Origin of the sequence: Streptococcus oralis subsp. tigurinus (genome assembly GCF_002356415.1) — a bacterium.
Classification (GTDB): domain Bacteria; phylum Bacillota; class Bacilli; order Lactobacillales; family Streptococcaceae; genus Streptococcus; species Streptococcus oralis_F.
The window spans coordinates 235,768-250,998 of sequence record NZ_AP018338.1; the positions used below are offsets into that span (position 1 = coordinate 235,768).

The window sequence follows — 15,231 nt, forward strand, 5'->3', positions numbered from 1 at the left end:
TTGATAAAACACCAGATAGAAAAACTATACCAATTTTTATCCTTGACAAGTAAGAAAAACAAGTATATACTGTTTTTGCTGATTCCGTAAAGCGAGAATTAGACTATACCAATTTAAGGAGAAAGCACAGCTGGTCTGTGTCGTATATACTATGTGTGGAATTGTTGGTGTTGTTGGAAACACAAATGCAACTGATATTTTGATTCAAGGGCTTGAAAAGCTCGAATACCGTGGCTATGATTCTGCGGGGATTTTTGTCCTAGGTGGTGTTGAAAATCATCTAGTCAAGGCTGTCGGTCGTATCGCAGAATTGTCTGCTAAGACGGCTGGTGTTGAGGGAACAACAGGTATCGGACATACGCGTTGGGCGACTCACGGGAAACCAACGGAAGACAATGCTCACCCACACCGCTCTGAGACTGGACGTTTTGTCTTGGTCCACAATGGGGTCATTGAAAACTACCTTGAAATCAAGGAAGAATACCTTGCAGGTCACCACTTCAAGGGACAAACAGATACAGAAATCGCTGTTCACTTGATTGGGAAATTTGCGGAACAAGATGGACTCCCAGTTCTTGAAGCTTTCAAAAAAGCTCTTCACATCATCCGTGGTTCTTATGCCTTTGCCTTGATTGACTCTGAAAATCCAGATGTCATCTACGTGGCTAAGAATAAATCACCACTTTTGATTGGTCTTGGACAAGGCTACAACATGGTTTGCTCAGACGCAATGGCTATGATTCGTGAGACCAACCAATACATGGAAATCCATGACCAAGAGTTGGTAATTGTCAAGGCGGATAGTGTCGAAGTTCAAGACTATGATGGCAATCGCCGTGAACGTGCTAGCTATACTGCGGAGCTAGACTTGTCAGATATCGGCAAGGGAACTTACCCTTACTACATGCTCAAGGAAATTGATGAGCAACCAACGGTTATGCGGAAACTCATCCAAGCCTACACAGATGAGGCTGGTCAAGTAGTGGTTGCCCCTACTATCATCAAGGCTGTTCAAGATGCAGACCGCATCTACATCCTTGCAGCTGGGACATCTTACCACGCAGGATTTGCTTCTAAGAAGATGCTGGAAGAGTTGACAGATACACCTGTTGAACTTGGAATCTCATCTGAGTGGGGCTACGGTATGCCACTTCTCAGCAAGAAACCACTCTTCATCTTTATCAGTCAGTCTGGTGAAACAGCTGATAGCCGTCAGGTTTTAGTCAAGGCTAATGAAATGGGCATTCCAAGCTTGACAGTGACAAACGTCCCAGGTTCAACTCTTTCTCGTGAAGCCAACCATACCATGCTTCTTCACGCGGGTCCTGAAATTGCTGTGGCCTCAACCAAGGCCTATACAGCGCAGATCGCAGCTCTTGCATTCTTGGCAAAAGCAGTCGGAGAAGCAAACGGCAATGCCAAAGCGCAAGCCTTTGACCTGGTTCATGAGTTGTCAATCGTAGCTCAGTCTATCGAATCAACCCTTTCAGAAAAAGAAACCATTGATGCTAAAGTTCGTGAACTTCTTGAAACAACTCGCAACGCTTTTTACATCGGACGTGGTCAAGACTACTATGTAGCCATGGAAGCCAGTCTCAAACTCAAAGAGATTTCTTACATCCAATGTGAAGGTTTTGCGGCAGGAGAACTCAAGCACGGAACCATTGCCTTGATCGAAGAAGGAACACCAGTCTTGGCCCTCTTGTCAGATCCAGTCCTTGCTAACCACACTCGTGGAAATATCCAAGAGGTTGCAGCACGTGGTGCTAAGGTTCTCACTATCGCGGAAGAAAATGTTGCTAAAGAGACAGACGATATCGTCCTTACGACCGTCCACCCTTACCTTTCACCAATCTCAATGGTCGTACCAACACAATTGGTCGCTTACTTCGCAACCCTCCACCGTGGTCTTGACGTGGACAAACCACGTAACCTTGCAAAGTCAGTAACAGTAGAATAAACAAAGAAAGTCTAGTTGATCTAGGCTTTTTCTAATGAGCAAATTTATTGAAAATAAAACTAATTAGTGATAAAATGCCCTAAAACTAAAAGAGATAGCGAGGAAACAGGATGGTAGAATTAGGAATTTCAACATTTGGTGAAACAACAGCCCTGGAGGTGACTGGGCAGATTTACAGTCGTGATGAACGCATTCGTCAGTTGGTGGCAGAGATAGAGCTGGCTGATAAGGTTGGTTTGGATGTGTACGGGATTGGGGAGCATCATCGGGAGGACTTTGCGGTATCGGCGCCAGAGATTGTTCTTGCAGCTGGTGCAGTCAATACCAAGAAGATTCGTTTGACTAGTGCGGTCAGCATTCTCTCGAGTATGGATCCAATTCGTTTGTTCCAACAGTATGCCACTATCGATGCTTTGTCAAATGGCCGTGCAGAGATTATGGCAGGGCGTGGTTCATTCACCGAATCTTTCCCACTGTTTGGCTATGACTTGAAAGACTATGAAGCTCTCTTTGATGAGAAATTAGACATGCTCCAGTTAGTCAATGAAAAGACCGAGATAGACTGGCAAGGTCAATTGAACCAAAACATTGCTGGAAAAGAAGTTTATCCCCGTCCAGTTCAGGACAAATTGCCATTGTGGGTGGCGACAGGTGGCCATGTCGAATCAACAGTGAAGATTGCTCAGGCGGGGCTGCCGATTGTATATGCTATTATCGGTGGCAATCCGCGTTATTTTAAAAAGTTGATTCAAGCTTATCGTGAAATTGGTAGGGAAGCCGATCATGCGGATAAAGACCTGAAAGTAGGCGCTCATTCTTGGGGCTGGATTGCTGAAGATGGCGAGCAGGCTGTCAAAGATTATTTCCATCCGACCAAGCAAGTGGTGGATGCTATTTCCAAGGACCGTCCACACTGGCAAGAGTTGACCTATGAGCAATATTTGGTGCAAATTGGTCCAAATGGTACCATGTTTGTGGGAAATCCTGACCAGGTCGCAGAAAAATTGATTCACATGATTGAGGATTTAGACTTGGACCGTTTCATGCTCCATCTACCGCTTGGTTCCATGCCTCATGATCAAGTTCTGAGAGCTATTGAGCTCTTTGGCACGCAAGTGACGCCCAAAGTACGTGCTTACTTTGCCATAAAAGAGAGGATATAAAAAAATTCAATCAGTTGAGTCGATTGGTGAGGAACACCCATGGATTCAGCAACAGGTGGAAGTGGTACAAGGGGTAGAGCATACTATCTAGTGGAATATATACCAGTTTATACCAAGTACAAGATAAAATAGCAAAAAAGACGATTTCCGCTTGGAAGTCGTCTTTTTTGATATTCTCACAAATACGATATCTTATGGTTGGTGTAAACTGGTATATAGCTCTCTTATTTTATTTATCAAAACCTTGTAAGTTTTTTTGGCGCTCTTCAGTTTGACCCTTGGCATCCAATTTATTACCATTGTAAACAGTGCTTTCCCATGATCCGTACATTGGGTTAGGGAAAATGATGAATTTCTCACCAAACTCTTTTTGTAATTCCTCTAATTTTTGGTCGCGCTCAGTTTCAGAGGTCTTTGAAAACTCTGCAAAGTCCACAAGATTGTCTCCTAGTAGCATGACTAAGTTGGTTTTTTCTTGGACTGCTTGTCTACGACCTTCTTTAGATTTGACGCCTTTTTCTAAGAACATGAGATGATCGCGGCTTTGTACAGGAATTCCTTCATTCTCTAGGTTTTTGATCGTATCATCTACCTGATCTATCGTGCGGTCAGATACATAGTAAATTTGGACACCGTTTTGGTCTGCAAATTGGAGAAAGTCTTTAGCACCTGGTACAGCCTTGGCTGCGGCTTTTTTTACCCAGACATCCCAGTTTTCTGGGGTAAATGCTGTTCCATCTTTGACATTTTGCGCTTGATAAGGGCTATTGTCTAATACAGTTTCGTCCAAGTCCAAAACGATAGAGTAGGGTTTATCTGTCTGTGTTTTTAGTAGTTCTTTCAAACGATCAGTAGCGACATTGTAACCTTGTAGATAGAGTGCCTTGGTTTCAGCTGCTTTTTGATACCAAAGAGTTGACATAGTGTTCTCTCTTGAACGCAACTGATCATAGGTCATTGTAACCTGATTGTCAGATGTACTACTTTGTGTTGTCTGTGAATTTGCCGAATTTGTGCCACAGCCAGTCAGTAAAATGACGGAAGCAAGTGTAGAAGCAATTGTAATAGTAACTTTGGATATTTTCATAATCCGATCCCCCTAATAATAGTCTATTAACATTGTAGCGTTTTCATGGGATTTGTGCAAGGAAATATCGAGAAAAAATAAATTTTTCAGTAGTAATTTGGTATTAGGATAAAATTATGTACTTAATTTGGGAATGAAGATGGATATAAAAAAACTCAATCGGCTTGATAGAAAATCTATATCAGCTTCTTTTTGGAAAATAGATGAAAATAAAGTGAATCTTTGAAAGGCTAGTAACATCAAGCTTTTCAGGGATTTTTTCTTTATAGATCCCAATTTGTAAAATTAAGCTAGACAGAAAAAGCCATCTATGTTAGGTTCAGATAAACACCATACCAAGTTTTTCTGAGTTACATGAAAAATCTAACTTAATTTGACAATTTGGGTTTTCAAAAATCAAATGCTGCCGATTTTCAAGCGCTGTCTTGATGATTTCTTTGACAATAGACCACAAGTAATCGGTCAGTAAGTCGCTATCTGCCGCTGTCAGCTCCGTTTGCCCGCTTCTAATCAAACCCATTTTCAGCAAACCCACTGATAAATAAGGATAACCAAACTCTTCTAGTATTTTCTGCGCCAAAAGCGTCTTCCCCGTGTGAGAAGCCCCAATTATCAGGAAATCATTTGTTGAAAACCCTTTCTTCCCTACATTATAGAACTTTCTGATAACTATTCACATCTTATTATGAGAAAAAATCCGCTAGAATATCTAGCGAATCTCTCATTCAATCATTCTTTTCTATTCGTCTCATAAGATGTTGTATTCTGATATTGTCCTACCAAATAAAAGGGAAAATTCGATATTTAACCTTGCTACAATAATCTTGATAGGCTTGCCCGAAATGCTCTCCTAGGACCTTCTCCTCAACTCGTAAGCGAATAGCGTAGCCAACAACCAAAACTAAGAGAGACAAGAGAAAACTGTAGAGATTCAGTGTGATGAGAGACAAACCTAGCAGGGACAAGATGCTGCCTGTATAGGTAGGATTTCTCACAATCGCATAAGGTCCGCTATCTACCAGCTTTTGCTGGTCTGTCGTCTGCACCGCTAAGGTAAAAGCCTTGCCCAGGTAGTTGACCGCATACAGACGCAAGGCTATGGCAAAGATAGCCAAAGGAAAACCTAGAAAAAGAAAAATGCTTGGTAGTTCCACACGAAAAACTGCTAGATTGTCAAGATTAACCGATAGCAAGGACAAGACGACGCTAGCGATAATCACATAGCGTGTTCCGTCATCAGCTGAATGTTCAGCCTTATTCTTTTTAGTGTGATGTTTAATATATATTTCTGATAGCACAATAAGAACAAATATAAGATAGATAAAAATTGTTTGTATTGTAGACATTTTTTGACCTCCTCCCTCATTCTACTCTTTTCAACTGGGAAAATCTAGTGAAAGTCTAAAGAATTTTCAAAAAAAGCTCCTTTCCTAAGAAAAGAGTGTGAACTTAAAATTCAATGATACCAGGCTCCACTGCCGTATCGTGGTTGGCAATGACTTGCAGGCAGTTGGGGTCTTGGCTTTCTTCCTTGGCCCACTTGAGCGAGGTCATCTGCTTGTCCTTATCCAAGGAAATTCCCGGTAAAATCAAGCCCTACCATGATTTTTTAGCATAGCTAGCATCTGAGGCAAGAAGGACGAATTTCCCGTCAGCAATGTCGCTCAGGAAAGATGCCGCACGATCACTATACAAAAATTCATCAACAGTCGAAAAAGCCTGATAATCATTAAAATAAGGTGCATCAAAATCTTTCCACATAGGCTTCTCCTGACAAAAACCAAGTTGTCAGAGTGGTAGTAAATCATTTTTGTCTAAGCTTTTTAGCTGTATACTCATTTTATTACCTACTTTGCTAATTAGAATATTTCATTGATTTTCGCCATGACATACTCATCTCTATATTGCCCTTTAACCAACATTGTTTTAGTTTTTCTTCCCTCAACTTCAAAGTCATTCTTTTGATATAGATGAATAGCCACATCATTATTTGTTTCTATGCTCAACTCTAAACGGACTATTTTATTTTCTTGCACCCAAAAATCTAAACGTTTGAAAAATTCTGTTCCGATACCTTGTCCGCGATAATCTTTTAACACGCCTAGCACAATATAAGCCAAGTGGGCGGTACGATTAACCTTCTCTTTCTCAGCTGAAATATGGACAATGATTCTGTGATTGTCAATAGCTACCAGTTTATTAGCCAGCTTGCTATTTTCTCTTTACCAACTTTCAACTCTCGCTCTTTGGGCTCAAACATCATAAAATCAGTTTCAGTGTCCAACTGATTTAAGTAATCATAGTAATCGTCTATGTATTTTGAATATAATCTTCTATAAACAATCATGTACTTTCTACCCTTTACTAGCCAAATGCTTCGCAAGTGGCCACTACTCTTAGCATTTTGTACTGCACTCCAAAAGTTAGACAGAAAAGGCCATCTATGTTAGGCTCAGATAAACCACCACATTTGTCTGAAAGGAACTAACATAAATGACCTATACTCATCTTACTACAAACGAGCTTGTAATGATAGAGGCTTACTATCAAGAAAACACAGAAGAGCAATCATTACCTTAGTAGAATGCCTCTCAAAAGCCATCATCACACTGAAAACTGAGGGACAAAAAGCAAGTGATATTGAGGCCTCCATCAATCAATGGTTGTCTCAAGTTCCCAGTCATCTCTTTAAGTCGATAACTTTTGATTGTGGGAAATAATTTTCTAATTGGAAATCTATTTCGAATGCACATGATATTGATATTTTCTTTGCGGATTCAGGATGTCCTGGTCAACGAGGTCTCAATGAACATTCTAATGGCTTATTAAGACGAAATGGACTTCCGAAACAAATGGATTTTACGAATATTTCTCAAAATTATTTATCAGCTATAGCTGATAAAAGAAATAGAATTCCTAGGAAATCATTGAATTATCAATCACCATACCAAGTTTTTCTGAGTTACTTGAAAAGTCTAACTTAATTTGACAACCTAGGATATAAAAAATCAATCCCCCGTGCGTTAAGGCTCGGGGGATTTTTCTATAGGAGGGCTAGTTTAGTTTTCTTTTTTGTTTTTTAGTAAGAAACCGAGGCCAAGGAGCGCAAGGAGGCTGATTCCTGAAAACAGGAGTCTGTTATCGTTTTTGATTCCTGTATTTGGAAGTCCAGCTTGTTTAGCTGGGGTTGCAGGTATATTCTCTTTGCTGGAGTTTTCTACTGCTCCGTTTTGAAGAGCTTCTTTTACAGATGCTTCTTGTGCTAGTTGTGTAGCTTGTGAATCAGTTGTAGCTTGGCTAGGTTTATCTTTTGCATCAGCTACTTTTTTATCTAGTTTAGTAGAATCAGGTCTAGCTTGTGGAGCTGGATCTTGATGTTCAGGTTTGACTACTCGGTTTGAAATATTGTCTTGGTCATTATTGTGACCTTGTTCTTGTTTTAAGCTAGAAAGATCAAATTCTGGTTTTTCTTCCACAGCTGGGGCAACGATGGCACCACCTTGAGACAAGCGGAGAACAACGGCAGTGAGAGCGTTCAATTGCAACCCTTTTTCAGTCCATTTAAGACCTTGAGGTTTAGCAATTCCTACTGGTCCTGCTTGGTTTTCATCTGCCAGGACTTCAGCCTTTCTCAAGTGAGCAAATGCCGTTCCTAGAGTAAATTCGCGAGCTTTTTCATTCGCATTGACAAAGACTGCGTAGACATCGCCGTTTGGAGCTGTGATTTGGTAGCCGATGATCACATCTTCTTTTTCAACACCATTTTGTCCTGGGACAGTGATGAGGCGGACGCGTTCTTTGATGTCTTGAAGACTCTTGAGTCGGAAGGCATCTGTAGATTGACGAAGAGCAATCAGACCTTTCATGTAGTCACGGCTCTTGACGTTTTCAGGGAAAGCTTTACCATCTGTAGCCTTGGTCCAATCGAACTTGTTGACAGCATCACTAGAGTCGTAAGAGTCATGGATAAAGTAAGGATAGACAAATGGCTTGCCGTCCTTATCACGCAACAAGTGAGACTTGTTTGGCACCTTATCCTCTGAGACAGGAGTCTTGTAGGCTGGATCAAGGAATTGTTTGGTACGTCCGTATTCCTGACCAGAGTGGATAAACGGAGTTCCTTGAGCAGTCAAGACCATGAGGTTTCCAAGTCGCAAACGGCGATGGATTTCAGCATAGTTCTCAGCCTTGCTTGGATCTTTTTTGATAGACTGGGCAATGATGTCAAAGAGGGTCAAGTTATCATGGGCTGCGATATACTGGATAACATCTCCAGGATTGTCAGCCTCAAAGTTAGTTGGTTGGGCAATGAGATTTTTAAAGATGGTATTGATATCGCGTTTGCCACCTGTGATAAAGGCAGGCTGGCCTTCGTTTGGATAGCCAGACTTGAGGTTGTTGCGGATGTCGTCTGAAAAGACAGCGACAGTATCTGTTTTCTTCATCCAATCTTGGTCAGCAGGTTGTACAGGCGTATTTTCATCACCAGTATAGGTTCTCCAGCCTTCACCTAGCATGATAAGATTTGGATTGAGGGCGCGGGCAGCTTTGTACGCTTCTTCGATAGAAGCCGCATCGTGGTCACCCATCATATCAAAGCGGAAACCATCTACTTTGTAAGTTTCAACCAGATACTTGATAGAGTCTACCAAGACGCGTTTAGACATGTAGTGGGTAGTTCCCAAACGACCGCCACCAAAGCTAGTACGTGGAGTTCCGTCTGCGTCCATAAAGTGATAGTAGTTTGGCTCAATATCCTCAAAAATATCAACATTGGCAGTATGGTTGTAGACCACGTCCAGGATAGCCCCCATGCCACGTTTGTGGATTTCGTTGATGAGGTTTTTGAATTCGGCAATACGTTTTTCTGGATTCTTAGGATCGCTTGAGTACATACCAGTCAAGGAGAAGTAGTTTTGAGGGTCATATCCCCAGTTGTAATTGCTGTTGCTTGAAGCGTAGGCAGACAAACGCTCATGGTTTTTCAATTCATTGACAAAGTAGTAAGACAAGACTGGAAGGAGCTGGATGTGGGTCACACCCAAGTCCTTGAGATAGTCTAGTTTTTCGATAAAGGCTTCAAAGGTACCAAATGGCTTGGTCAAGTCTTTTGCGATGGCAGGATCCGAAGTGAAGTCACGCACATGAGCTTCATATATAACGGCATCTTCACGCGATTTGAAGTTACGAATCTTCCCATAGGTCAAGTCTTGCGGACCTAGTTTGGATGGATCAACAAAGGCAGCCTTAGCGACCTTATGAGCGGCATCTGTTTTTGCTAGGTCACTGTTCCAAGCCGCTAATGATTTGGCATAAGGGTCAAGAACGAGGACAGTTTTACCTTGGCGCTCGATTTGGTAGTGGTAGTAATAGCCAGTGTAGTTGCTGATACCGAGACCAGAGTTTGCATCCAGAGTTTGTTTCCAGGTTCCTTTTTCTCCTTTTTCAAGGGCGACAGTTCCAACTACTTTTTCAGGGTCTTTCTTGTCATAGACAACAACGGAAACCTTATCAGCACTTGGAGACCAGAGGGTGAGATCAACCCGCTTGCCATCTTCTTTTAGAGTTGCGCCGAGTGGACCATCGTAACTGTAGGACTCATCCTTGAGGCGCCAGCTTGAACGTGTGGTAAAGCGGTCTGAATTGTAGCTGACAGTGTAAGGGTGTTGAGTGTCAGAGAAGTCGCCGATGTAAGTCACTTTTTTACCTGCCTCATCTACTTCCACGTCTGTGATAGCCACTTTATTTCCTTGGTAATCAGTGATGCTGGAGTGTTTGAGGATGTCGTCTTTCTTAGCTCCAACTAGGGTAGAAAAACTGCTTTCGATACGAGATTTAGCCACGTGTTGGGCACCAGTCATGCGGATATCGTGCACATAGTAGGGGTTGGTGTAGATGGTTTCGTCATCATCTTTGAGGAAAATCTGACTGTGATTTTTTAGATCAGTGAATTTATAATCCTCTTTTCTGATTTTCACATCATCGCCTTTCTTGCTTTCGTCTAGTAATAAAAATCCAAATTCTCTCGCAGCTTCATTGAGTGGGATATCAATGTAGCGACCATATTTTCCAGTTGCGGTAAAGTCAGTACCGTCAGGCCATTCTCCACTGCTTGGAGTCTTGACATCGCCCCAATACCAGAGAGATTTTTTGTCATAGTTGCCATCGGTGCGGTAGTAGTTGACACGAATAGTTCCTGCTGGTTGAGGTCGATAATTGTATACCTTGTAGTTTTCATCTAGCCAGGCCTCGTTCATTTTTGGAGAGAGGCGCTCTACAGAACGGTCCCCTGTCAGGTTATCCCCCTTGGTATTGTTGATAAGGAAGCTGACTTTCTTGGCATGCTCATTTTTGAGTTTGACATCTAGGTAATAGCCGTAGTCATCTTGCTTGGCATCCTTGAAGGAATTGGCTCCATTGGGCCAGTTTTCAGACGGCTTTTCAACATCGTCCCAAGTCCAAAGACCTTGAGAATCTTTGTTTTCTTCAGGGAGTTTTTTTACGTGGATGCGGAAGTGGTTGTCTGCGATGGGTTCTTCAGAGGATGTGTCAGCTTGTGGCTTTTGATCAGAAGTTGGCGCCAAAGTGCTGGCATCTACTTTCTCTTCCTTGCTGTTAGCTTGGCTTGTAGTAGCATTTTCTGTTTTAGGTGTTTCTGGTGCTGTAGTAGTTTCCGCAGCTGGAGCTTCCTTTTTAGAATCAAGGGAAGCGTTTGCATTCTTTTGTTCAGAAATAGGCGTTTCCTTTTGAGTTTGACTCGTTTCAGTCTCAGTAGGGGCCTTGGTCACAGCGCTAGTATTTTCCTGAGTTTGAGGTAGATTTTCGTTAGCTGAAATAGTTGGCATTGCAGCAGAAAGTAGGACAATACTGGCACCAATAAGGACAGAACCAGTTCCGTTTTTCAAAGAACGAATACCATAAATCATTTTTTTCTCAGTTTGAGATGGGATCTTTTTCATCACAATTCTCCTTGTGTAGTTGTTTCCTATCAGTATAGCACGAGGTAAACATTAGTGCAAGCGTTTTCCTAACTTTTAAGAGAAAATGTAATGCTTCATTCTCTTGAAATTTTAAAATAATATATAGGAAAAGATTGTTTAAAAAATAGTAAAAAAACCTTGAAAAATCTAGCTAAATAAGGTATAATATGAATAATCATTTGTCGTAGGTTTTGTCTGAAATATTGTCCAGACAAGGCTCACAGCAGTTAAATCTTCTGAAAAAGTCAGATTTAGCTGCTCTTTTTGTGCTTTTTTTCAGGTTTTCGAGTGCTTGTAACAAAGATTTAAAGATTCTGAAAATTCGTCAAAGGGACACGGTGATAGGGTTTTTAAAACCATATGACGATTAGAAAAGCCTGATTGACAAGGCTTGGAATTTATTTACAAAGGAGAATCATCTTGGCAGGACATGACGTTCAATACGGGAAACATCGTACCCGTCGTAGTTTTTCAAGAATCAAAGAAGTTCTTGACTTACCAAATTTGATTGAAATTCAAACGGATTCATTCAAAGATTTCCTAGATCACGGTCTTAAGGAAGTATTTGAAGATGTATTGCCAATTTCAAACTTCACAGACACAATGGAGTTGGAATTTGTTGGATATGAAATCAAGGAACCAAAATACACGCTAGAAGAAGCTCGTATCCACGATGCTAGCTACTCAGCACCAATTTTTGTAACCTTCCGCTTGATTAATAAAGAAACAGGCGAAATCAAGACCCAAGAAGTCTTCTTTGGTGATTTCCCAATCATGACCGAAATGGGTACTTTCATCATCAATGGTGGTGAACGTATTATCGTTTCTCAGTTGGTCCGCTCACCAGGTGTTTACTTTAACGACAAAGTAGACAAGAACGGTAAAGTGGGATATGGTTCTACTGTTATCCCTAACCGTGGAGCTTGGTTGGAACTTGAAAGCGACTCAAAAGACATCGCTTATACTCGTATCGACCGTACTCGTAAGATTCCATTTACAACCTTGGTTCGTGCGCTTGGTTTCTCAGGTGATGATGAAATCTTTGATATCTTTGGTGATAGTGAATTGGTTCGAAACACCGTTGAAAAAGACATCCACAAGAATCCAATGGACTCTCGTACAGACGAAGCCTTGAAAGAAATCTACGAACGCCTTCGCCCAGGTGAGCCTAAGACGGCTGAAAGCTCACGTAGCTTACTTGTGGCTCGTTTCTTTGACCCACGTCGCTACGATTTGGCAGCAGTTGGTCGTTACAAGATCAATAAAAAACTCAACGTTAAAACACGCTTGCTCAACCAAACCATCGCTGAGCCATTGGTAGATCCTGAAACTGGTGAAATCTTGGTAGAAGCTGGTACCGTTATGACTCGTAGCGTGATTGAAAGTATCGAGAGTCACTTGGATGGAGACTTGAACAAGATCGTTTATATTCCAAACGATGCAGCTGTTTTGACAGAACCAGTTGTGCTTCAAAAATTCAAGGTTGTTGCTCCAACGGATCCAGACCGTGTTGTAACCATCATCGGAAATGCCAATCCAGACGACAAGGTTCGTGTTGTAACTCCTGCGGATATCCTTGCAGAGATGAGCTACTTCCTTAACTTGGCAGAAGGTATCGGACGTGTGGATGATATCGACCACCTTGGAAACCGTCGTATCCGTGCAGTTGGTGAATTGCTTGCCAACCAAGTACGTCTTGGACTTTCTCGTATGGAACGTAATGTCCGTGAACGCATGTCTGTTCAGGACAATGAAGTTTTAACACCACAACAAATTATCAACATCCGTCCTGTAACAGCTGCAGTTAAAGAATTCTTTGGTTCATCACAGTTGTCACAGTTCATGGACCAACACAACCCGCTTTCTGAGTTGTCTCACAAACGTCGTTTGTCAGCCTTAGGACCTGGTGGTTTGACACGTGACCGTGCAGGATATGAAGTACGTGACGTGCACTATACTCACTATGGTCGTATGTGTCCAATCGAGACACCTGAAGGACCTAACATCGGTTTGATCAATAACTTGTCATCTTACGGACACTTGAATAAGTATGGATTTGTTCAAACACCATACCGTAAGGTTGACCGTGAAACAGGTGTAGTCACAAACGAAATCGTTTGGTTGACAGCCGATGAAGAAGATGAATTTACTGTAGCGCAGGCTAATTCAAAATTGAACGAAGATGGTACTTTTGCTGAGAAAGTTGTCATGGGACGTCACCAAGGGGTCAACCAAGAGTATCCAGCAGAAGTGGTTGATTACATGGACGTGTCACCAAAACAGGTAGTTGCCGTTGCGACTGCATGTATTCCTTTCTTGGAAAACGATGACTCCAACCGTGCCCTCATGGGTGCCAACATGCAACGTCAGGCTGTGCCATTGATTGATCCAAAAGCACCTTACGTTGGTACTGGTATGGAATACCAAGCAGCTCACGACTCTGGAGCTGCGGTTATTGCTCAGCATGACGGTAAAGTTACCTACGCAGATGCGGACAAGGTAGAAGTTCGCCGTGAAGATGGTTCCCTAGATGTCTACCATGTTCAAAAATTCCGTCGTTCAAACTCAGGCACTGCCTACAACCAACGTACCCTTGTTAAAGTTGGGGACATCGTTGAAAAAGGCGACTTTATCGCTGACGGACCTTCTATGGAAAAAGGGGAAATGGCGCTTGGACAAAACCCAATCGTTGCCTACATGACTTGGGAAGGTTACAACTTCGAGGATGCCGTTATCATGAGCGAACGCTTGGTGAAAGACGATGTCTACACATCTGTCCACCTCGAAGAATACGAATCAGAAACGCGTGATACAAAGCTTGGGCCTGAAGAAATTACTCGTGAAATTCCAAACGTTGGAGAAGATGCCCTTAAAAACCTTGACGAAATGGGAATTATCCGTATTGGTGCCGAGGTTAAAGAAGGGGACATCCTTGTAGGTAAAGTCACACCTAAGGGTGAAAAGGACCTTTCAGCTGAAGAACGTCTCTTGCACGCTATCTTTGGAGACAAGTCTCGTGAAGTGCGTGATACTTCTCTTCGTGTACCACACGGTGCCGATGGTGTCGTTCGTGATGTCAAGATCTTTACACGTGCAAATGGAGATGAGTTGCAATCAGGCGTTAACATGCTAGTTCGCGTCTACATTGCTCAAAAACGTAAGATCAAGGTCGGAGATAAGATGGCCGGACGTCACGGAAACAAGGGGGTTGTCTCTCGTATCGTTCCTGTAGAAGACATGCCTTACCTTCCAGATGGAACTCCAGTCGATATCATGTTGAACCCACTTGGGGTGCCATCACGTATGAATATCGGTCAGGTTATGGAGCTCCACCTTGGTATGGCAGCACGTACTCTTGGTATCCACATCGCAACACCAGTCTTTGACGGAGCAAGTTCGGAAGACCTTTGGGACACTGTCAAAGAAGCAGGTATGGATAGCGATGCCAAGACTATCCTTTATGATGGACGTACTGGTGAACCATTTGACAACCGTGTATCAGTTGGTGTCATGTACATGATCAAACTCCACCACATGGTTGATGATAAATTGCATGCGCGTTCAGTCGGGCCTTACTCAACCGTTACTCAACAGCCACTTGGAGGTAAAGCTCAGTTTGGTGGACAACGTTTCGGTGAGATGGAGGTTTGGGCTCTTGAAGCCTACGGTGCGTCAAATGTTCTTCAAGAAATCTTGACTTACAAGTCTGACGATATTAACGGACGTTTGAGAGCTTATGAAGCTATCACAAAAGGAAAACCAATTCCAAAACCAGGTGTTCCAGAATCATTCCGAGTTCTTGTGAAAGAATTGCAATCTCTTGGTCTTGACATGCGTGTCCTTGACGAAGATGACCAAGAAGTGGAACTTCGCGACTTGGATGAAGGAATGGACGAAGATGTCATCCACGTAGATGACCTTGAAAAAGCCCGCGAAAAAGCAGCCCAAGAGGCTAAAGCAGCCTTTGAAGCTGAAGAAGCAGAGAAAGCAACAAAAGCGGAAGCAACAGAAGAAACTGCTGAACAAGAATAAGCAGTTCAC

The 15,231-nt window shown here is 42.4% G+C and carries 10 protein-coding genes and 2 pseudogenes; 4 read left to right on the forward strand and 8 right to left on the reverse strand.

Annotated elements, in window-relative coordinates; genetic code table 11:
* Positions 1–151 precede the first annotated feature (151 nt).
* Positions 152–1,960 (forward strand): glutamine--fructose-6-phosphate transaminase (isomerizing), encoded by a 1,809-nt coding sequence (glmS, locus tag STO1_RS01265; RefSeq protein WP_096421625.1) that lies wholly within the window; start codon positions 152–154, stop codon positions 1,958–1,960.
* Between the two features lie 110 nt (positions 1,961–2,070).
* A complete protein-coding gene (locus tag STO1_RS01270) occupies positions 2,071–3,123 on the forward strand; it encodes an LLM class flavin-dependent oxidoreductase (protein ID WP_096421627.1) in 1,053 nt (350 codons plus the stop codon).
* A 229-nt stretch (positions 3,124–3,352) separates the two neighbouring features.
* Here STO1_RS01270 and STO1_RS01275 read toward each other — a convergent pair whose 3' ends face one another.
* From STO1_RS01275 to STO1_RS09845, 7 genes and pseudogenes are all read right to left on the reverse strand, one after another.
* Entirely contained in the window at positions 3,353–4,210 is an 858-nt protein-coding gene (locus STO1_RS01275) for a 5'-nucleotidase, lipoprotein e(P4) family (protein ID WP_000703383.1), read from the reverse strand.
* 388 nt (positions 4,211–4,598) lie between these two features.
* Positions 4,599–4,826, reverse strand: a pseudogene (locus tag STO1_RS01280) (adenylate kinase); the annotation flags it as partial.
* A 160-nt stretch (positions 4,827–4,986) separates the two neighbouring features.
* Complete coding sequence (locus STO1_RS01285) at positions 4,987–5,556, reverse strand: methyltransferase family protein (protein WP_096421629.1); 570 nt, start codon at positions 5,554–5,556, stop codon at positions 4,987–4,989.
* 103 nt (positions 5,557–5,659) lie between these two features.
* Positions 5,660–5,803 (reverse strand): phosphotransferase, encoded by a 144-nt coding sequence (locus STO1_RS01290; RefSeq protein ID WP_080619106.1) that lies wholly within the window; start codon positions 5,801–5,803, stop codon positions 5,660–5,662.
* A gap of 3 nt (positions 5,804–5,806) precedes the next feature.
* Positions 5,807–5,971 carry a hypothetical protein gene (locus STO1_RS09675; protein ID WP_021164627.1) on the reverse strand — a complete coding sequence of 55 codons (165 nt, stop codon included), beginning with the start codon at positions 5,969–5,971 and terminating at the stop codon, positions 5,807–5,809.
* A 98-nt stretch (positions 5,972–6,069) separates the two neighbouring features.
* Positions 6,070–6,417 (reverse strand): GNAT family N-acetyltransferase, encoded by a 348-nt coding sequence (locus tag STO1_RS09840; protein ID WP_331712430.1) that lies wholly within the window; start codon positions 6,415–6,417, stop codon positions 6,070–6,072.
* Entirely contained in the window at positions 6,399–6,557 is a 159-nt protein-coding gene (locus tag STO1_RS09845) for a hypothetical protein (RefSeq protein WP_231870002.1), read from the reverse strand. The genes STO1_RS09840 and STO1_RS09845 overlap by 19 nt, the downstream gene beginning before the upstream one ends.
* 208 nt (positions 6,558–6,765) lie before the next feature.
* Here STO1_RS09845 and STO1_RS01300 point away from each other — a divergent pair.
* Positions 6,766–7,194: pseudogene (locus STO1_RS01300) on the forward strand (IS30 family transposase); the annotation flags it as partial.
* Between the two features lie 75 nt (positions 7,195–7,269).
* Here STO1_RS01300 and STO1_RS01305 read toward each other — a convergent pair.
* Positions 7,270–11,169 carry a pullulanase gene (locus STO1_RS01305; RefSeq protein ID WP_096421631.1) on the reverse strand — a complete coding sequence of 1,300 codons (3,900 nt, stop codon included), beginning with the start codon at positions 11,167–11,169 and terminating at the stop codon, positions 7,270–7,272.
* Positions 11,170–11,610: 441 nt separating this feature from the next.
* Here STO1_RS01305 and rpoB point away from each other — a divergent pair, with 441 nt between their 5' ends.
* Positions 11,611–15,222 carry a DNA-directed RNA polymerase subunit beta gene (gene rpoB, locus STO1_RS01310; RefSeq protein WP_096421633.1) on the forward strand — a complete coding sequence of 1,204 codons (3,612 nt, stop codon included), beginning with the start codon at positions 11,611–11,613 and terminating at the stop codon, positions 15,220–15,222.
* Positions 15,223–15,231 lie beyond the last annotated feature (9 nt).